The 20,361-nt window shown below is 41.4% G+C and carries 14 protein-coding genes; 13 read left to right on the top strand and 1 reads right to left on the bottom strand.

Features of this window, described 5'->3' with window-relative positions; all coding sequences use genetic code 11:
- Positions 1-20 precede the first annotated feature (20 nt).
- A complete protein-coding gene (locus G602_RS0121370; protein WP_330369239.1) occupies positions 21-2,216 on the top strand; it encodes an ATP-dependent helicase in 2,196 nt (731 codons plus the stop codon).
- An 815-nt stretch (positions 2,217-3,031) separates the two neighbouring features.
- On the opposite strand, the gene G602_RS0121365 is transcribed toward G602_RS0121370, so the two are convergent.
- Positions 3,032-3,883 carry a histidine phosphatase family protein gene (locus tag G602_RS0121365; RefSeq protein ID WP_026660849.1) on the bottom strand — a complete coding sequence of 284 codons (852 nt, stop codon included), beginning with the start codon at positions 3,881-3,883 and terminating at the stop codon, positions 3,032-3,034.
- A gap of 433 nt (positions 3,884-4,316) precedes the next feature.
- Between G602_RS0121365 and G602_RS0121360 the strand changes: the two genes are divergently transcribed.
- From G602_RS0121360 to G602_RS0121305, 12 genes are all read left to right on the top strand, one after another.
- On the top strand, positions 4,317-5,609 hold the full coding sequence (locus tag G602_RS0121360) for a leucine-rich repeat protein (protein WP_026660848.1): 1,293 nt from the start codon (positions 4,317-4,319) through the stop codon (positions 5,607-5,609).
- A 306-nt stretch (positions 5,610-5,915) separates the two neighbouring features.
- Positions 5,916-6,608, top strand: coding sequence for an iron-sulfur cluster assembly scaffold protein (locus G602_RS0121355; protein WP_022763478.1), 693 nt, complete (start codon positions 5,916-5,918; stop codon positions 6,606-6,608).
- A gap of 21 nt (positions 6,609-6,629) precedes the next feature.
- Positions 6,630-7,649, top strand: a complete 1,020-nt coding sequence (locus G602_RS0121350; RefSeq protein WP_026491969.1) for a GGGtGRT protein — start codon at positions 6,630-6,632, stop codon at positions 7,647-7,649.
- Positions 7,650-7,790: 141 nt separating this feature from the next.
- Positions 7,791-8,507, top strand: coding sequence for a sulfite exporter TauE/SafE family protein (locus tag G602_RS0121345; RefSeq protein ID WP_026660847.1), 717 nt, complete (start codon positions 7,791-7,793; stop codon positions 8,505-8,507).
- Positions 8,508-8,664: 157 nt separating this feature from the next.
- The gene (locus G602_RS0121340; protein ID WP_026660846.1) at positions 8,665-10,047 is read left to right on the top strand and encodes a sensor domain-containing diguanylate cyclase; all 1,383 of its coding nucleotides are present in this window, start codon (positions 8,665-8,667) and stop codon (positions 10,045-10,047) included.
- Between the two features lie 156 nt (positions 10,048-10,203).
- Positions 10,204-11,568 carry a GH25 family lysozyme gene (locus G602_RS29460; RefSeq protein WP_026660844.1) on the top strand — a complete coding sequence of 455 codons (1,365 nt, stop codon included), beginning with the start codon at positions 10,204-10,206 and terminating at the stop codon, positions 11,566-11,568.
- A gap of 79 nt (positions 11,569-11,647) precedes the next feature.
- Positions 11,648-12,856, top strand: coding sequence for an AAA family ATPase (locus G602_RS27890; RefSeq protein WP_081676111.1), 1,209 nt, complete (start codon positions 11,648-11,650; stop codon positions 12,854-12,856).
- Between the two features lie 99 nt (positions 12,857-12,955).
- Positions 12,956-13,615 carry a YczE/YyaS/YitT family protein gene (locus G602_RS0121325; RefSeq protein ID WP_044933076.1) on the top strand — a complete coding sequence of 220 codons (660 nt, stop codon included), beginning with the start codon at positions 12,956-12,958 and terminating at the stop codon, positions 13,613-13,615.
- A 167-nt stretch (positions 13,616-13,782) separates the two neighbouring features.
- Entirely contained in the window at positions 13,783-13,980 is a 198-nt protein-coding gene (locus G602_RS0121320) for a hypothetical protein (protein WP_026660842.1), read from the top strand.
- 31 nt (positions 13,981-14,011) lie between these two features.
- Positions 14,012-16,381, top strand: coding sequence for an EAL domain-containing protein (locus G602_RS29455; RefSeq protein WP_049945390.1), 2,370 nt, complete (start codon positions 14,012-14,014; stop codon positions 16,379-16,381).
- Positions 16,382-16,417: 36 nt separating this feature from the next.
- Complete coding sequence (locus G602_RS29450; protein WP_049945389.1) at positions 16,418-19,438, top strand: ATP-binding protein; 3,021 nt, start codon at positions 16,418-16,420, stop codon at positions 19,436-19,438.
- A gap of 143 nt (positions 19,439-19,581) precedes the next feature.
- Positions 19,582-20,355: a response regulator gene (locus tag G602_RS0121305; protein WP_026660841.1), complete on the top strand. Its 774-nt coding sequence runs from the start codon at positions 19,582-19,584 to the stop codon at positions 20,353-20,355.
- Positions 20,356-20,361: the final 6 nt, after the last annotated feature.

The raw sequence follows: 20,361 nt of genomic DNA, 5'->3' as shown, positions 1-20,361 counted from the left end.
ATCAGATTCCCGTTTTTCTGATGAAAAACAGAATCTATGAAATGCTACAGGGAGCAGTTATGCAGGATATTCTTGAAGGTTTGAATAAAGCGCAGCGTGAGGCAGTAACGTCAACAGAAGGCTATGTGCGCGTTATAGCAGGAGCAGGAAGCGGTAAGACAAGAGCCTTGTCACACCGCTTTGCTTATCTTGTAAACGGACTTGGAATCATGCCCGGGCATATACTCTGTGTGACTTTTACCAATAAATCAGCGAATGAGATGAGGCAGCGAATCCATAGGCTGACCGGCGATAATGACACCGGATATATCAACACTTTTCATGGATTCTGCGTATCTGTGCTGCAGGAGGATTCCCACGCGGTTTCCTACCCCAAGAATTTCCTTGTGCTCGATAACTCAGACATAGATGATATGCTTAAGATTATCTATGAGGAGAGAGGGCTCTCCCTTCGGGACATGACCTTTAGCAAGGCACGGGATATGTTTGAGATTCGCAAGATTTTCGAGGAGCCGGAGTACTACCTCGATATGATTACCATGTCTCTTGAGACCTTGAAGGAAAAATACGACAAGGCTACAGATGTTAAGGACATCCTTTTTTATGGCTACCTTTACCAGGAAAAGAAGTGCTTTGGACTTGATTATAATGATCTCATAAAGTTTTCTCTCTACATTTTTTCACAAAACGAAGACATCAGACTCAAGTGGCAAAAACGGCTTGAGTACATAATGATAGACGAGTTCCAGGATATTGACAGCCTTCAGTACGAACTAATGGAGGTTTTATCAGGTTATCATAAAAATCTTTTCATAGTGGGTGACCCTGATCAGACAATCTACACCTGGCGAGGTGCGAATGTTAAGTACCTGCTGGATTTTGATAAGAATTTTCCTGATGTAAAAACTATCATGATGAACGACAACTATCGTTCAACACCGGAGATTCTCAAGGCGGTCAATTCACTGATTGATAAGAATAATCAGAGAATAAAAAAAGAACTGGTGCCTACACTGCCGTCGGGAGATAGTGTGCTGTGCCATCTTGCACCAAACACTGCGGATGAAGCCGACTGGATCACGGGAGAGATTCTCGCCATGAAAGGAATGGGAATTCCGTATCGCGATATGACGATTCTTTACCGTGCACATTACGTAACCCGCACTATTGAGGAGGGACTTTTAAAGGAGAAGATTCCATATACTATTTATTCCGGGGTTCAGTTTTTCGGCAGAATGGAAATCAAGGATGCGCTGTGTTATCTGAGGATGATTGTTTATCGTGATGATATTTCCTTTAGACGCATTGCGAATGTGCCAAAGAGGAATCTTGGAAAAAGACGAATGTCTTTTCTTGAGCAGTATGCAGCGGAAAACAGCTGCTCATTGTACAAGGCACTCAGTGAAAACCTTGATAATGAAATTATGAAAGGGACTAAGGCAAAGAGATTTGTTGATCTCATAGAGAAGTTTGCTGACGGCTATGAAGGACTTCCTGTTTCTGAGGTTTTGGCCAAAATCCTTAATGAAAGCGGATATGAAGAGATGCTCAGAACTGAGGGGGCTCAGGACAGGCTTGATAATCTTGCAGAACTGAAGCAGTCTGTTTTCGAATATGAGACAACCTGCGGTGAGGAGGTCGGACTTGAGGATTACTTAAGGCATGTGGCACTTTTCACAAATGCTGACTCAGACGCCGGGAGCGAGGATAAAGTACGCCTCATGACAGTCCATGCTGCCAAGGGTCTGGAGTTTCCTTATGTATTCCTGTGTGGCATGAATGAGGGTATTTTTCCTTCGCGCAAGATTCGTACCCTGGAGGGAATGGAGGAGGAGAGAAGACTTGCTTTTGTTGCCATGACAAGAGCAAAGAAGCGGCTTTACATTACAGAGGCAGGCGGAATGAATTTTGAAGGAATACCCCGATACCCTTCCAGGTTCATTTTGGACATCGATCCTGATTATATTGAATTCACAGAAAAACCGGATGATTCCATGATGACAGCCGTGCGGAAATATATCGATAACGACTCGAGACACTTAAAAGGATCAGAGAAGGTAAATCTCCTCGAGCCTGGACTACGTGTGCAGCATGCTATTCTTGGCATCGGAACGATTCTTGAGGTGGACGCGGTAGATGGCTGCTACCTCGTACAGTTTGATGAGATGGAGACGCCCAGACAGATTTCTTTTAAGGTGAAGCTTACTGAGGCTTGAATGAAATGAATTTTGCCAGGATAATTTTGAGATAATTTAGGAAATTATATAGAGTGAGGAACCGTATAGCGTAGGGAATTATGTTGCGCAGGGAATTATGTTGCGCAGGGAATTATATTGCGCAGGGAATTATGTTGCGCAGGGAATTATATTGCGCAGGGAATTATGTTGCGCAGGGAATTATATAGAGACGCTGGTTTTGTATAACACCGTGAAGTACGAGCGCTTAGTATTATCTTTTGCAGTAATGCTGGCAGAGCGTACTCACGGTGTTTTTTGCTGTTAGATATATGTTTATTGAGGGTTATGCTTGTAGGGGGCTGGTTAAGTTTTATGTTCTGGTCAATTATTTGTCTATGGAATACTATGTCTCTAAAAATTCACGTCTATTATGCTTTATGTTGGCATGAGGAAAATGATTTAAAGGTTTGATTACGACAAATACCCTGAAAGTTAGAAGAATTGTTGTAATCAGGGTAGTGGAAGTACAACAAATGCCCTGAAAATAAGAAGAATTGTTGCAATCAGGGTAGTGGAAGTACAACAAATGCCCTGAAAATAAGAAGAATTGTTGCAATCAGGGCACGGAGTTACAGCAAGTACCCTGAAAATAAGAAGAATTGTTGGAATCAGGGTAATGGAGATGCAACAAATACCCTGAAAGTTAGAAGAATTGTTGTAATCAGGGTAAGGGCTTGCAATAACTACCCAGGAAGCAGGAAGATTTGTTAAAATCAGGGCAAAGGTGTACAAACAAATACCCTGATTACACTCGAAAAAGTTGTAATCAGGGTATAAACAAAATTTCATAAGAATTATAAAAGCTTGGGAGCCATATTCTTTATGGAATCATCATAGAATACTATGGATTCTTCCAGGATATTGTAGATAGGAGCATCATCCATAAATGATAAATCCACAATTGCCATGCCGCAATTTGGAAGAAGACCATCACCCCAGAATTTTGCCAGATCAGATTCGCCACGGATATACATCAGCAGGGCCTTACTCAGAGCACCATGAACACTTATCAGGATGTTGGTGCAACTGTTTTCAGCGGAAAGTGCAAGGGGTTCAATTACCTGATTCATAAAATCACCAGCCCTTTTACATAACTCACTTAGAAGCTCAGGGGCGTTGGAATCCACATGGCCAATAGGTTTAGGGGTGCCGGAATCTACATGACTTAGAAGCTCAGGGGCACTGGAACTCATATGACTTAAAAGCTCAGGAGAGTCAGAATCCACAGCGCTAAAAGACTTAGGAGAGTTTAAATTCTTCTTTCTCCAGGCAATAACTTCTTCTTCATACTTATCCGGTGCAGATTTGAAATATCTGAAAGGACAATGCATGTCCTCCTGCATTTCCATAACATTTCCGCCATCCATAAAACCAAAACTAAGCTCTTTAAGGCGGTCATCAGTGATGATTGAAGGAATAGTATTTTCGAGGGTGTAGCTTTCCAAAATTATTTTTGCAGTTTCATAGGCTCTTGAAAGCGGGCTTGAGTAAACTCTGTCGAATTTAATACCTTTTTTATTCAAACCTTTCCCTGTTTCTTTTGCCATGAGTATTCCGAACTCATCCAGGGGGATATCGGTCTGACCTTGTATCAGACGTTTGTTGTTCCATTCAGTTGTTCCGTGGCGAAGAATATATATTTTCATTAGATTCCTTAATATGATTTAAATTTTTTGTTAATTCCATAAAAATGAAATTGTGTTTGTTTTCTTACCATGTTTTTGTTATTTATGAAAACAGTTTTTCCAGATAAACAACAAAAAATACGCTAAGTCAGAACAATATTATAGCGCCAATTCTGAAGTAATGCCTACAATGAATCGTAATAATATAGAATCTCTTTTTTAAAAAAACAAAAAAACTATGAAATATAAAAGAAAATAACACATAATCGAACATAATTGTCTTTTTTGTGGTAGACTATATGCTGTATAGGGTATGTCGATAAGATACATCATGTGCGATTTACCAGAGCAAGGGGAGAGATGCTCTGTAAATCAATAAGCATAATGACCCCTTAATGCATCTTAAAGACGTACGAGGAGTTTTGAATTTTTTTATTTTTAGCGAGGTAACGGTATGAAAAAAAGATTAGTAACTATGCTTGCATGTATGATGCTTGCAGCAGCAGTTCCGATGGGTGTTCATGCAGAATCTGGTGATCCCATAAAGGGATACACAACTCAGGAACAGGCTCAGAACATGGACTATAATACATCGTATTACGAAGAGTTTGTTGAGGATAACAGACCTTATTATTACAAGTTCAAAACAGGAAATAACGAAGGCGTTTATCTTTTGAGCTTCGAGACTAAAGTGTACAGTGGCGAAACGAAGACAAATGCACAGACAACAGCAGAGCTTAAAGATAATTACGGAAACGTAGTAAAGAAGGTTGTTGCAGGAAATGGTTCAGGCTACAGAGATGTTGGAGGAACAAGAATCATTGATATAGTTATGCCTGCAAATGAACTTCACAAAAATGAATTCTATTATATTTGCCTGACTACATATGATGGAGACAGTTCCAACAGGAGAATAGATGTTAACAACTTAATGAACGTGAAGTTTGTTCCGTTTATTCCTGCTGGTGATTTCAAGATGACAAACAATGCCAATGGTTCTATGTCATTTACCTGGAACAATGTTCAGAAGGCAAATACATATAGCAGCCTTTGCTCATATGATGGATTCCAGCTTGAGCTTAATAACGGAAAGGAAACACGAGTAAGACAGATTGGTAATGGTGGAGTTACGTCTTACACATTGAAGCCAGATGATGCTGACCTTATCGCACTTGGATATCCTGCTAACAAGATCCGTGTAAGACTTGGCTCAATTCAGAACTACAGATCTGCACTGGAAAGCACTGTTAAGGTTACAAATTGCGTTTACTCCCCTACAGTTTATTACACCACAGTAGTTCCCAAGAATGCACAGGCTAAGTCAGAAGGCTTCACTTACAAGATCACAAATGTAAGGGGTGATGGAACAGGTACAGCTACAGTAACAGGCCTTGCAGATAAAAATGCATGTCCCAAGACTTTGAAGATTCCGGATAAGGTAGCAATCAACGGTATATCATATCTTGTTACTGAGATTGATAAGAATGCCTTTAAGGGAGCAAACAAGCTGACTACTCTCTATGTTGGTAAGAATATAACAAGAATCCGCAAGGCTGCTTTCTGCAACTGCAAGAAATTAAAGACAATCAGATTCAATACAACAGTTCTTAACACAGTTGGCAAGGATGCATTCAAGAACGTTCGCGCTAAATGCGCAGTATACTGCCCTGACAGTCAACACAAGACAGCATACAAAAAGCTTCTTAAAAAGAAGATAACAAAAGGCGCTAAGTACAAGCTCTCATAAAAGGGACTGAGTACAAGCTCTCATAATAAGTACGGAGAAATTTGTAACGTTAATAAGGGACGTCACTTTGGATGATAGATCATCCGGGTGAAGTCCCTTATATATTTTATCAATTTTTTATAAAGGAAAAGAATAGATAAACCTTGATAATGCTAGCTATTTTTGGTAGTATCACAATTGTAGTGTGTAGTAAGCAGGGAAGAGTGCGCCCTTTTGGCATCTATAACAGGGTATCTTCCATTGCAGATAGATTGAAAAAATCATCACTATAAAATCACTATATCTTAAATTTCTAAGGAGGTACTTATGATTTACTCAACAGAGGTAAAAAATATGTGTCCCGTAACACAAGGGGTACATCATGGTGCTGCTCCCATTCCTGAAGAGGCTAAGTGGGTTCAGTCCAAAGAGATTAAGGACATTTCCGGTTATACACACGGTATTGGCTGGTGTGCTCCTCAGCAGGGTGGCTGTAAGCTTTCCCTTAATGTTAAGGAAGGTGTCATCCAGGAGGCACTTGTAGAGACTATCGGATGTTCCGGTATGACTCATTCAGCAGCTATGGCAGCTGAAATTCTTCCCGGTCTTACAGTTCTTGAAGCGCTCAATACTGATCTTGTATGTGACGCTATCAACACAGCTATGAGAGAGCTGTTCCTTCAGATTGTTTATGGTAGAACACAGTCTGCATTCTCAGAGGATGGACTTCAGATTGGTGCCGGTCTTGAGGATCTTGGTAAGGGATCACGTTCAATGGTTGGTACTACATACGGAACACTTGATAAGGGACCTCGTTATCTTGAGCTTACAGATGGTTACATCACAGACCTTGCTCTTGATGAGAATGACGAGATCATCGGATATAAGTATGTTAACTTTGGAAAGATGATGGACTTCATCAAGGCTGGTGATGATGCAAACACAGCTATTGAGAAGGCTAAGGGTCAGTATGGCCGTGTAGCAGACGCTGCAAGATTCATCGATCCCAGAAAACAGTGATAAGGTAAGGAGGAAAAAATAATGGCTTTATTTGAATCATATGAAAGAAGAGAGCCCCAGATCCTGGCTTGCCTTAAGGAGTATGGGATTTCTTCTATAGAAGAGTGTAAAGAAATTACAATGGCAGCAGGCATTGATGTATACAGCCTCATCGAAGGCATTCAGCCTATCTGCTTTGAGAACGCTAAGTGGGCTTACACAGTAGGTGCTGCTATCGCAATCAAGAAGAACTGCCGCAAGGCTGCTGATGCTGCTGCAGCAATCGGTATCGGCCTTCAGGCTTTCTGCATCCCCGGTTCTGTTGCTGACCGTCGTAAGGTTGGTCTTGGACATGGTAACCTTGGTAAGATGCTTCTTGAAGAGGATACAGAGTGCTTCGCATTCCTTGCAGGTCACGAGTCATTCGCAGCTGCTGAGGGTGCTATCGGTATCGCAGAGAAGGCTAACAAGGTTCGTACAAAGCCTCTTCGTGTTATCCTTAACGGTCTTGGAAAAGACGCTGCACAGATCATTTCCCGTATCAACGGCTTTACATATGTAGAGACAAAGTACAACTACTTCACAGGTGAGGTAGAGGAAGTATTCAGAAAGTGCTATTCAAAGGATGCAAATTCACCTCGTGCAAAGGTTAACTGCTACGGCGCTAACGATGTACAGGAAGGTGTTGCTATCATGTGGAAGGAGAACGTTGACGTATCTATCACAGGTAACTCAACCAATCCTACAAGATTCCAGCATCCCGTTGCTGGTACTTACAAGAAGGAGCGTACTGAGGCTGGTAAGAAGTACTTCTCAGTTGCTTCAGGTGGTGGTACCGGACGTACACTTCATCCCGATAACATGGCAGCAGGTCCTGCTTCCTACGGTATGACAGATACTATGGGTCGTATGCACTCAGATGCTCAGTTCGCTGGTTCTTCATCAGTTCCTGCACACGTTGAGATGATGGGTCTTATCGGCGCTGGCAACAACCCGATGGTTGGTATGACTGTTTCTACAGCCGTTTCCATCGAGGAAGCTGCAAAGGCTGGTAAGTTTTAAGATCACACTACTTTATTGAAGAGCGTGAGTTTATGGCGTCGCGAAATTTATATTTCGCGGCGCTTTTCTTTTTGCATAAAATGTTCTATCATAGACCCGTTGCGCTTAAGAAAGAAACTAAAATGAAAGTGAAATTGATCTATGATAACGTGGATTATTGCTACCTTTGCCGCATTTTTTATTAAGGGTCTATGCGGCTTTGCCAACACTCTGGTGTTTACAACAATACTCGGATTTGGGGTAAACAATGTGAATATTTCCCCGGTGGAGCTGGTACTGGGGTTCCCTTCCAACTGCATATTAACGTGGAAAAACAGGAAGAAACTTGATGCAAGAATATATCTGCCCATGATTCTTCTTGTCCTTCTGGGAAGTATTCCGGGGGCATTTTTATTAAAAAATGTTGATGCGCGCAATATCAAGATTGTATTCGGTGTGGTCGTGGTACTTGTGGGAACCGAGATGATGCTTAAGGAATACGACAGGATACACATGAAGGACTCAAAGATAGTTCTCATGATAGTAGGGCTTCTGGGCGGACTCATGTGCGGACTTTTTGGGGTAGGTGTACTTATGGCGGCATGTGTGAGCCGGGTCACCAATACAAGCGAGGAGTTCAAGGCAAATCTCAGCGTGATTTTTATTGTTGAAAATATCTTCCGGATAATAATGTATGGAACAATTGGTCTGATCACACCTGATTCATTAAAACTGGTTGTCTGTCTTGTTCCATTCATGCTTGCAGGTGTCTTTGCCGGAATGAAAAGTGCAACAGTACTAAATGAAAAGCTGGTAAAGAAACTTGTCATTGTTCTTCTCATAATATCAGGACTGGCTCTGATCATTAAAAATCTGTAAGTGTAAACTCAAATATAATAAGCAAAATCTATCAAGAAAAAGTTTATATTCTTTTAAGCATTTTTTCACGATATATCATATACAATAGTAGTAAAGCTATAACTATGATATTTGTGAAAGAATGCTTTTTTAGATTTCTTTTTATGTGGTGAAGTGTATGGACTTTTCAGCTGTAGTAAATTCGATTAACTCAATAGCGTGTATATTGTCGGTGGAGAAGCTTCCAAATGGAGATATAGGGGAACTGCGTATTGTTGCAGCTAACGATAATTACAGGAATTCCCTGCCTCCCATATATTATGATGGAATGCTTTATACTGAGCTGTTTCCGATGGATAGGAAATTTGAGCATTTCGTCGCAACCGCTGCACTAAAGCATAAGCAGATTCATACATATATTGAAGCCAAAGTAATAAATAAATGGATGGATCAGCTATATATTCCACTGACTTCAGACAGAGAAGATATAGGCTATTGTATTTTTTTATATGAGCTTACAGATTCAATGGATCCGGACAGATTAGGCAATGTTACCATGAATACAGCAACTTCCGTTATAAAGAGCTGCGCTGTATTTCGTACCGCAGACAACTTTAAAAGTGCTGTGAGCGAGGTGGTCAATGAGCTTTTGGGAAAATGCGATGCAGAACGCGTATTCGTTGTAAGTGTCGATGAATTGACACAGGGACTCAGATATATTGGCGGAACTTCAAGATATGATGATGAGACCGAACGCGAGCAGGAAGTAGAAAATATTCCACCTGATGTTGTCAAAACCTGGGCAAAAACTATTGAGCAGAGCAACTGCCTTATTATAACTGATGAATCCGACATGAAGAGCCTTGCAGGGAGAAATCCCGGATGGGCTGATTCACTTATGGAAAATGGTATTAAAAGCATATGCTTTGTACCACTTATGCAAAACAAGATAACTATCGGATATCTTTATGTTATCAATTTTGACACAAGCAGAACGATTGAAATAAAAGAGCTTCTGGAACATACTTCATTCTTCCTGGCTGCAGAGCTTGCAAACAACACGCTTATGGAGCAGATGAAGGAGCTTAGCAATCGCGATATGCTCACCGGGGTCATGAACCGCAATGCGATGAACCTTCGCGTGGATAATTATGTTTCGGATGCTGAGCTGCGAAACAGACCCTATGGCGTGGTTTTCATAGATCTGAACGGATTAAAATATGTTAATGACAAACACGGTCACGAGGCCGGAGACCAGATGCTTTGGACTGCAGCGTCAATCATCTCTTCGGTATTCGGTGCAGATGAGATTTACAGAGCAGGTGGAGATGAGTTTACAGTTTTCTGTACGAAGGATTCAGAGGATAGTTTCTATGAAAAAATAGAACACTTACGAAAAAAGACTTCATATCCCGCAGAAATTACCATGTCCATCGGTTCACATTACTCGGGGAATGGCGATGATATACGTATAGCCATGAGAAATGCTGATCTTGAAATGTATAGGGATAAGGAAGCTTTCTATGCTGAGCATCCTGAACTTAAGGCAAGAAAGATTTGACTACGTGTTTTAAAACTGCGCAAGAATTCTGTGTTCTTTAAAAGAAACTCAGAATTCTTGCGCGATTTTTTTTCACCCTGATTATATGGCATAGCAAAACCTCATATGTTATACTTAATTTGATGTAGAAGTTTTGTTAGTTCGGGGGTATTTTCCATGAAAATCAAAAAAAGTATAATCGCGGGTCTTTTTTCCGCTGCTGTTATAGCTATGGCTATGCCTGCATTTCATGCAAATGCGGCTGCACTGAAATATTCAGGTGTTTACACCAAAGAGATTTCAATCGATGAAGTCGATAATAGTGCATCATCGGCATCAGCTACAGCGTCATCTGCAGCTGCCACTACAGGTGCTACAGTGGCTAATCCTGAGGATGTACAGTCCGAAAGCGTACGTGTAATGACAGGCATGAAATTTGTTATCGGTGTGACGAGATACGGTGATGAAGTCAACACAAACAAGAACAAGTCGAATTTCAAATTCAGATCATCCAATAAAAAAGTAGCGAAGGTTTCTGCGAAGGGACTTGTTACCACATTAAAAGCAGGCAAGTGTGATATCACTGTAACCAATAAAAAGGATGGCGTTCCTTACGTTATCCACATGACAGTCGGTAAAACGGTCAAGGTAAAAAGCATTAAGCTTAATGAGACAAGCAAGAACTTTAAGAAGATTGGAAAGACGTTCCAGCTGGAAGCAAAAGTAAAGCCTAAGAAACATACAGATATTCCGCTTCTTTGGGGCACAACTGATGATAGTGTTGCAGAAGTAAATAACAGAGGACTGGTAACGATTACGGGTTACGGAACCTGCCAGATATACTGTAAGGGAGGTTCAAACGGCATTACTGCAAAATGTACCATGAAGGTCAAGAATCCTGACGATTCAGAGAATAACGGCTCATCCGGAATCTCTTCCCTTACATATAACACGGGTAAGCTGGTGGATATTTCAAGCCATAATACTGTAAACAACTGGCAACAGCTTAAGAATAGCTGCGATGGCGTAATTATCCGAGTGGGCTACAGAGGATATACTAATGGAACACTTCAGGAGGACATCAAGTTCAGAAGTAATGTATATAACTGTCAGCAGCATGGAATTCCTTTCTCAGTATACTTCTTTACAACAGCTGTAAATGCAGCTGAGGGTGCTGAAGAGGGTAACTGGATCGCTAATGAGCTTGCGGGAATGAACATTGCAATGCCTGTATTTATCGATACTGAGAGCAGTGGAACCGGTAACGGAAGATCAGACAACTTAAGCAAGGGAGACAGAACAACAGCTGTAAGAGCTGCCTGTGCACAGCTTCAGGCTCGTGGAGTTCCCGCAGGTGTTTACGGTTCTACAAGCTGGCTGTATAACAGAGTTGATATGTCTCAGCTTCCTTTCTCCGTATGGGTTGCTGATTACCGTGGATATTGCGGATATGGCGGAAGTAAGTTCGCATGGCAGTATACTTCAAATGCAACAGGATATGGTGTAGCAAACCGTTGTGATGTATCAAACTGGTACAAGTAATATGAATTTCCTAAATGCCTCAGGCAGGAGACTGCTTGAGGCATCTATATAATTAAGACTAAATCAAGGAGCATTAATAATGTCGGACAACTATTTAGGTAACATGTACAATGATTTTTTTGGCCCCGGATCAGGCGGAGATGGTAAACCTCCGGTCTTTGATGATCCTGACAAGGGAAAAGAAATAGAGAAAAAGGTTAGCGAGGATTTCAAAAAAATAAAAGAAGGCAAGGATATAACAGGACCTGTTCCTGACAAAATAGAGCAGCTTTCAAATGATGAACAGAGTCGTGTAAGTGCAGATGAAGCCTTAAATGAAGCCCGCGCTCTTTTCGAAAATGCCAATAAGCCTAAGGCTCCGCTGCCGACTCAGACAGCAACCGGGGAGAAGGTACCTGAGCAGGAGGAAAAGCCAAAGGAACCTGAGACAGATCCCATGGATGATTTAAACGCACTTATCGGACTTACATCAATTAAGCACGATGTCAGGGAACTTACGGATTTTGCCAAGGTTCAGAAGCTTAGAAAAGACGAGGGAATGAAGTCCGTTCCGGTTTCACTTCATCTCGTATTTACAGGTAATCCCGGAACAGGTAAGACAACCGTTGCCCGTATCATTTCAAGAATCTACAAACAGATTGGTGTCCTTTCAAAGGGACAGCTTATTGAGGTAGACCGCTCGGGACTTGTGGCAGGTTATGTTGGTCAGACAGCTCTTAAGACCCAGGAAAAGATAAATCAGGCACTTGGCGGTGTACTTTTCATAGATGAGGCATATGCGCTCTCTCAGGAAAATGATGCCTTCGGTCAGGAAGCAATAGACACAATCCTTAAGGCGATGGAGGATCACAGAGACGACCTGGTTGTCATTGTTGCAGGCTACACAGAGCCTATGGAGAAGTTCATAAACTCCAATCCCGGACTTAAGTCCCGTTTCAACAAGTACATTGAATTCCCGGATTATTCCGTGGATGAGCTTGAGGAAATCTTCAACATGAACCTGAACAAATACGAGTATGAGCTTGAAGAGGATGCCAAGAAGCATATTCGTGAGATGATAAACCAGCGAAAACTCACCCGCCTTGAGAACTTTGCCAACGCCCGTGAAATACGTAACCTCTTCGAGGAAATCGTAACCAATCAGGCAAGAAGAATTGCAGGAATGGAGAAGCCTACCGCTGATGATATCAGACTCATAACCTGTGAGGACCTGATAGATAAGACGCTCGAGAAGAGTGAAGAAGAGAATAAGGCTGATACAGATACAAAAACTGAAGAAGAGAATTAAATAAATTGTCTTTACAAACCTCTCGAAATAAATCAAAATAGGTGTGTTGCGTTTTTGAACAAATCTAAGAATGATTTATTCCGGGAGGTTTATATATATATGAATATCGGGAAAAAGATTGACAAATATTTTCATCAGGAAGGCTTTAAAAAGAAATTCATCATAATGGCTCTGGGTGTAGCTCTTATGGGATTCTTCCTTTCATTTCTTATCGAGGTAAGTCTTGGGACTGATCCCTGCACATTTATGAATCTTACAATTTCAGGGCGTCTCGGCATTCTTTTCGGAACCTGGCAGGTGTTACTGAACCTGGTACTTTTTGTATTTGTCGTATTATTTGATCGCCATCAGATAGGACCCGGAACAATTGCCAATATGGTATTTATCGGATACATTTCTGATTTCTGCAGATGGGTTTGGAGTAAGACCATTCCAAGGTTTGTTTTTGAACAGTGGCCCTACAGAGCAGCTGTGTTTATAGTTGCGCTTCTTTGCTTTGTTGTAGCAGCATCATTTTATATGAATGCAGATATGGGAGTTGCCCCTTACGATGCGATTCCAAATATACTCAGCAATCTGGTATTTAAGAAAGTACCGTTTAAGTTTGTGCGCATTGCCTTTGACGGAACAGTGGTTTTGATCGGTCTCCTTTTTGGCGGACGACTTGAGATCTGTACAATCCTTATGGTATTTCTTCTTGGCCCTACAATTACTGCTGTAGGCATGTTCCTTAAAAAGAAGGTATTCAAATTTGCATAAATTATTGTTTTGTTTTACACTCCCGCAGTTATTTTCTGCGGGAGCTTTTTAGTTTTAAGACTGATTTCTGAACAGTTCCTTAAAAAACAATAAAAAACCTTTTTTAGGGGATATTTCGTTGTAGAATAGCATTAGATTATAATTGCCAATAATAGCAGGAGGAGTAAATGAAAATGTATTTGTGCCAGCCTGATGAGACCTTAAGTCAGGCTCTTGAGGAGGTCATAAAAAATGACCCTGACGGAAGAACCTTTGAATGTGATGAACAGAAGGACAGATGCTATATAGGTGATGAAGTATTCAGTACAGCACCTGTGATCATAAACAAGAATAATCAGTACTTTGCTGTAAGAACTGTGAATTAATAGGAACGATATAGTTTCTTGTGAGGAAATTATGCTAAGAAATGAAGAGATTGACCAGCTGACAGGTTTGCCAAATCTGTATTCTTTCAGAAAAGATGCACAGAAGTTGATGGATGAGAGGAAAAAGAGTGAAAGAGAATTCGCCATCATCTATTTTGATGTGCAGAATTTCAAAAACTACAATTCCAGATATGGATTTGAGGCTGGGGATAGGTTTCTGCAGAATATGGCTAAACATATTCAGAAGATATTCCCGGAGCTTATTGTTGCCAGATTTTCCGATGACCATTTCGTTGCGCTGTCATCCTTTAACAGCATAGAAGCCAGAATTGATGATCTGGAGAGACGTGTACACAGCTATAATCCGGATGCGGGTATAGAACTGAGAGCCGGAATATATGAGCTTGAGCCCGACGACACGGATATAAGTATAGCCTGTGACAAGGCAAGGATTGCCTGCAACAGTATTAAGAAAAACTACGACTATAATTTCAGATATTATGACCAGGAACTGGGAAATCAGCTTGACCTTGCTCATTACATTATTCATAACATAAGCGAAGCAGTTCTCAAAGGATACATACAGGTTTATTATCAGCCTGTTGTAAGAGTAATTACAGGAAGAGTCTGCGGATTCGAGGCGCTTGCGCGTTGGGTTGATCCTATTCACGGATTTCTTATGCCCGGAGTTTTCATACCTATCTTAGAGGATGCACATCTTATTTACAAGCTTGATGCCTTTGTGGTCAGACAGGTGTGCGAGGATATCAGGGAATTTATGGATCAGGGATTAAAGCCACACCCTGTTTCAATAAATTTATCACGTACAGATTTTCATCAGAGAGACATGTACCGCGTGGTTAATGATGCGGTTAAAATATCCAACATTCCTAAAAGCCTCATTCACATTGAGGTTACTGAGAGTGCCATGGACGACAATCAGGATGTCCTCAGGGGGACTATCGATAAATTCAGACGTGGCGGATATCAGGTTTGGATGGATGATTTCGGAGCAGGATATTCATCTCTTAATCTGTTGAAGGATTATGAATTTGACGTACTTAAATTCGACATGAAGTTTTTGCAGAATTTCGGTTCTAATCCCAGAGAGACAGCCATTTGGGAGAACGTTATAAACATGGCTGAGGAGATTGGAATACAGACACTGGCAGAAGGTGTTGAGACGCTTGAAGCCTGGGATTTCCTTAAGCGCGTGGGCTGTGAGAAGGCTCAGGGATACTTCTTTGGAAGACCAATGACCAAGGAAGAGTGCCTCGACTATCTTGATGAGGACAAGGAAAAAGGTTCTCCTGCACAAAAGGCAGAGACAGAGGATAATGCAGCGCTTGATTATGGGAAAAACATAATTGAGCTTAAGAAGGAAGAGGAAGAAAAGGAGGAAGAGGAGGAAGAGGACCGCACAGGTATAGAGGACGATGAAATATTTATGTCGGAATCTCCTGTGTATCTGAGCCTTGCGGCAAGAGGCTTTGTATCGCTCCTTGAATACAACTCATACTCTCAGTTCCAGAAGCATTCCTTCTTCATAGTTGCCAACCTGTCCAGGGATGAGCTTCTGAGAGTACATCTTAGCAGCAAGCGCAAGATCCTTGATAAGTCCTATCACAAAAAGGAATCCTACAGTGCCATGATAGATGAAATCGTTGAAAAATCTGTCATAGCTGACGAGCATAGCATTGCATTGGAATTTTTTAATAAAGACAGACTCATACTTGCGTATCACAGTGGAATAACCTTTGATGATTTTGAATTCCACCGGATCGTTGATATAAAAATGGCACCGAGATGGACTCACACCATCTATCAGATTTTGGAGGAAGATGGGGATATTATTGCATATTTCCTGTCCTTTGATATTGATGAGTACAAGAGATCCAAGGATCTTGTGAGACAGATGGCTGAGAGGGATTCTCTCACAGGACTTTACAACAGACATACAGCTGTGCCGCTTATAAGAAACAGACTTTACAGACATCAGAATGGTAAGTCTGCGCTTATTATGGCGGATATTGATAACTTCAGGACAATCAATGACAAATACGGAAGCTTTGCGGGAGATGAGGTCCTTAGGCGTATATCGGCAAAGCTTGATGAAATCTTCGGAAGAGATGGAATAGTTTGCCATATCGATCAGGATGAGTTCCTGATTTTTATTGAAAATGTGGAGATGAGTAATCTTGAAAGCAGGATTTCCGAGCTCTGCGATAATATCTTTAAGGTAGGCTTCCATAAAGACAGGATTACTTTTACTGTTTCAGCAGGATATGTAATACATCCTGATCAGGGCAGGGGATACCATGACCTGTACAGAAAAGCTGATACCGCACTTTGTGCTGCAAAAAATGCCGGAAAAGGAATGGGAATGATGTATAAACAATAACAGGCAATACACTCTTGTGATAAAGAGGTTAAAGACATGAACCGTAAGCGTGATAAACAGTTTTATATCAGAATTATTGTTCTGATAGCATTGTTTATATTTACTACAACAATCACAATCAAAAATAACCTGCATATAGATAATGGGGATATTCTGACCAAATGGCAGTATGTATCTGTTTATCTTTTCAAGTTTTCACCCCTGATTGTACTTACTGCTTTTGAGGGAGTTATTCCCTCAATTTTGTCATGCTTTGTTCTTTTTGCGGTTAAGACGTCAATAAACAAAGAGCTTGCATTTGTTACCGGTATATATATTGTAGGAGCAGCTGCTACTCATTACTTCACCATGAGTGAGTTTTTTAAAAAGAAAAGAACAGCGCTTATGGTCATGCTGTTTTACATGTTTTTATATGGGAGTGTATGGGGCGGATGCCTGGGAATTCTTGCAGGACGCGGGTTCAAAGAGTTTATGCCCACGCGCTCTTTTTTCTATTTCATAAACGAGATGCCTGAAGCTTTTGTGGCAGTTGTCATAATCTACGTCGTTTATGCCAAAATGCCTGACAGTGTTAAGGCTCTGTTTTTCAGCGGAGTATATTACAGAAGTGATATAGATTCGCTTACAAGAAAAATGGCGGATATCAGGAAAAGTAAACTTAGCCAGATAGTGGCACAGATTATTTTTGTGCTGTCAATAGCTCTTGGACTGACAGCGGCTATATATGCCAACACCCTGATACCTACTATTAAAAATTCGGTTGATACGGACGTCAATGAGGAAGTCAGGAGTATAACTGATGAAATCGACTGGAGTACTATGACAAATATCATAGTGCTGGAGCAGGAAGTAAGTAAGATTGAGGCAGCTAAGACTCCGGGATATATAAGGCTTGAATTAAACAATGACACGCTTATTTTCGATACCAAGCTTATCCTGCTTATTCTGATAGTGGTCATTCCGTTAAGTTTGATTGCAAACCAGTACGCGCAGTACAGAATAGCGAGACCTATAATGAAGCTGGCTGATTCTATACAGGCATTCTATGACAAGGGTGCCAAGGGAATGGATGAAAATCTGGAGCAGCTTCGCGAACTGGATATTCACACCAATGATGAAATTGAGTATATGTATACCAATTTTACCCAAACAGCTGAGACCATGGTGAACTATATCAAAATGATACAGGCACAGAAATCACTTGCGGATGAGCTCAGGTCCCAGCAACTTGCAAACGAGGCAAAGAACAATTTCCTCTCGAGTATGTCGCATGAGATAAGAACACCTATAAATGCCATGCTCGGATTTAATGAAATGATACTCAGGGAAAGTAAGGATCCGGAGATAATAAAGTATGCCTCCAACGTCAGCAGCTCAGGAAAGCTCCTTCTTGGTCTTGTAAATGATATTCTTGATTTTTCAAGAATAGAAGCAGGAAAAACGGAGATAATTCCGGTTGAGTATGACCTTAGTTCGATGATAAATGATCTTGTGAATACGGCTTACATGCGTATGAAGGGCAAGAATCTGGAGCTGAAAACCAACATATCAACTGACATTCCCTGCATGCTCATGGGAGATGAAATCCGCATAAAGCAGTGCGCTATGAATGTCATTACAAATGCCATCAAATATACCAATGAAGGCAGCGTTACGATAAGCATCGATTACAAGGAACTTGATGATGAAAATATACTCCTCAGATTCAGGGTGAAGGATACGGGAATCGGAATCCGCAAGGAGGATATGGATAAACTCTTTGCTCCCTTTGAGCGCATAGAGGAAAACAGGAACCGTACTATAGAGGGCACGGGGCTTGGAATGAACATTGTAAAGCAGCTCCTTGCGCTTATGGATTCAAGGTTGCTTGTCAGTAGTGAATACGGAAAGGGCAGTGAGTTTTCATTTTCGATAAAACAGAAAGTTATAAGCAGAACGCCTATGGGCGATTTCGCTGCTACTTATGAAGAATCACTGCTTGGACAGGAGACTTACCATGAGGCCTTCCACGCACCGGAAGCACGTATACTTGTTGTGGATGACACCATTGCCAACCTGACGGTAGTCCAGGGACTTTTGAAGCAGACACAGATTAAGGTGGACATTGCAGAGAGTGGCTTTGAGGCACTTGAAAAGGTATGTGAAAATAAGTACAACATAATTTTCCTGGATCACAGAATGCCCAAGATGGACGGTGTAGAGACGCTACGCGCCATGAAGGATCTTGATGAAAACTTAAACAAGGACGTGCCGATATATGCACTTACAGCCAATGTAATAAGCGGTGCAAGGGAGTTGTACCTAAAGGAAGGCTTCGAAGGATATCTTCCAAAGCCGATAGATTCAGCTAAGCTTGAGGATGCCATATTGAAGGCTCTTCCTCCGGAGCTGGTAATAAGGCCTGAGGATGAAGGCTTTGACGCTGTTATGGAAGCTGAGGCAATTGGAGCAGATGAGCTTGAAGCGATCGGAATGGTTGCCAACCTTGATGGCATCGATTACGAAGCGGGTTGCAAAAATTGTGGAGGTCCTGCTGCATTAAAAGACGTTGCTACCAACTTTGCTCTTGCAATAGAGTCCAATGCCAAATCCATTGAGGATTCCTGGCACTACGAGGATTATGAGAACTATACTACCTATGTCCACGGACTTAAGAGTTCAGCACGGGCAATAGGTGCCGCGGAGCTTTCCAATCTGGCGGCGTACCTTGAACAGTGTGGACTTAAGAAGGACATAGATGAAATTGAGAGACGCACACCTGAGCTGCTTGAAAATTACAAACGATATCTGGATTTTTTCAAGTCACTTATCGAAGTGGCGGAAGGTGATACAGAGGAGGATATGAACAAACCTCTGATAGAACCGGAGGAACTAAAGGGCGCCCTGACGAGCCTTAGGGAATTTGTGGAAGGATCCTATTTTGACAGTGCAGATGATGTAGTTTCCATGATGGATGATTACCGGATGCCGGATGACTTCAAGAGTACCTACAGGGAGATAAAACGACTCCTGGCAGCAGTAGACAGAGACGGATTGTTGGAATTATTGAAAATCTGATTCCTTTAGAAAAAATATAAAGCCTTTAGAAAAAATATAAAGCCTTTGGAAAAAATATAAAGCCTTTGGGAAAAAGGATATAAACAATCTATAGCCTTCCCCTAGGGGGGAAGGTGGCACGAAGTGCCGGATGAGGGGATACTATGGATAAACGCGTACTACTTATAGGATCACAAAAAAGCTTCATGGTAAGTGCCATTGCAAAAGGACTTGAAAATGCAGGCTATGAAGTAATAAAAAGCGAATTTACCAAAAAGGATATCAAAGCAATTGAGAACAAGCCCGAGATGTACGTTCTCTACCTCGGTGATATAGACCCTGCAAGTCCCGAGCGAAACGGCATAGAACAGCTGAAATATCTGGACGAAGCCATCGACAAGGAACGCTTCTATCTATATGAAGTGGGAAATACCGATGAGCTGGAATATGCAGCAAAGTTTTTGTCCAAGATTAAAATCACGGAGAGCTTCCTGCGACCTCTTGATGTCAACCAGCTTGCAGAGCAGCTTGATATGGTTGTTCAGAGCAATGCCCTTGGAGACGAGCAGAAAAAGAAGATTCTGGTAGTGGACGACGATGGCACAATGCTCAGAATGATAAAGACCTGGCTTTCGGTAAAATACAGAGTCTATATGGCAAGCTCAGGTAAAATTGCCTTGAATTTTTTACAGAGCAATGATGTTGACCTGGTCCTTCTTGATTATATGATGCCTCAGATGGACGGACCGCAGGTTCTTGTGCAGATAAGAAAAAGCGATGAGCTAAAGAATTTACCCGTAATGTTCCTCACCTCCAAGAGTGACAAGGAGAGCGTGGTTTCCGTTGCGGCACTAAGGCCTGAGAAGTATCTTCTTAAGACCATGCCCAAGGCAAAGCTCATAAGCAGCATAGATGATTTTTTTGATGATAAAAAATGATAAAAT

Source organism: Butyrivibrio sp. AC2005 (genome assembly GCF_000424145.1).
GTDB lineage: Bacteria > Bacillota > Clostridia > Lachnospirales > Lachnospiraceae > Butyrivibrio.
Note: the sequence above shows the minus strand (reverse complement) of the source record. Positions and strands in the feature narration are given on the sequence as shown.

What these genes read in the sequence shown, in the direction of transcription:
- G602_RS0121370 (WP_330369239.1), top strand. Translation starts at nt 21, where the DNA reads ATGAAAAACAGAATCTATGAAATGCTACAGGGAGCAGTTATGCAGGAT.
- G602_RS0121365 (WP_026660849.1), bottom strand. Translation starts at nt 3,883, where the DNA reads ATGAAAATATATATTCTTCGCCACGGAACAACTGAATGGAACAACAAA.
- G602_RS0121360 (WP_026660848.1), top strand. Translation starts at nt 4,317, where the DNA reads ATGAAAAAAAGATTAGTAACTATGCTTGCATGTATGATGCTTGCAGCA.
- G602_RS0121355 (WP_022763478.1), top strand. Translation starts at nt 5,916, where the DNA reads ATGATTTACTCAACAGAGGTAAAAAATATGTGTCCCGTAACACAAGGG.
- G602_RS0121350 (WP_026491969.1), top strand. Translation starts at nt 6,630, where the DNA reads ATGGCTTTATTTGAATCATATGAAAGAAGAGAGCCCCAGATCCTGGCT.
- G602_RS0121345 (WP_026660847.1), top strand. Translation starts at nt 7,791, where the DNA reads ATGATAACGTGGATTATTGCTACCTTTGCCGCATTTTTTATTAAGGGT.
- G602_RS0121340 (WP_026660846.1), top strand. Translation starts at nt 8,665, where the DNA reads ATGGACTTTTCAGCTGTAGTAAATTCGATTAACTCAATAGCGTGTATA.
- G602_RS29460 (WP_026660844.1), top strand. Translation starts at nt 10,204, where the DNA reads ATGAAAATCAAAAAAAGTATAATCGCGGGTCTTTTTTCCGCTGCTGTT.
- G602_RS27890 (WP_081676111.1), top strand. Translation starts at nt 11,648, where the DNA reads ATGTCGGACAACTATTTAGGTAACATGTACAATGATTTTTTTGGCCCC.
- G602_RS0121325 (WP_044933076.1), top strand. Translation starts at nt 12,956, where the DNA reads ATGAATATCGGGAAAAAGATTGACAAATATTTTCATCAGGAAGGCTTT.
- G602_RS0121320 (WP_026660842.1), top strand. Translation starts at nt 13,783, where the DNA reads ATGAAAATGTATTTGTGCCAGCCTGATGAGACCTTAAGTCAGGCTCTT.
- G602_RS29455 (WP_049945390.1), top strand. Translation starts at nt 14,012, where the DNA reads ATGCTAAGAAATGAAGAGATTGACCAGCTGACAGGTTTGCCAAATCTG.
- G602_RS29450 (WP_049945389.1), top strand. Translation starts at nt 16,418, where the DNA reads ATGAACCGTAAGCGTGATAAACAGTTTTATATCAGAATTATTGTTCTG.
- G602_RS0121305 (WP_026660841.1), top strand. Translation starts at nt 19,582, where the DNA reads ATGGATAAACGCGTACTACTTATAGGATCACAAAAAAGCTTCATGGTA.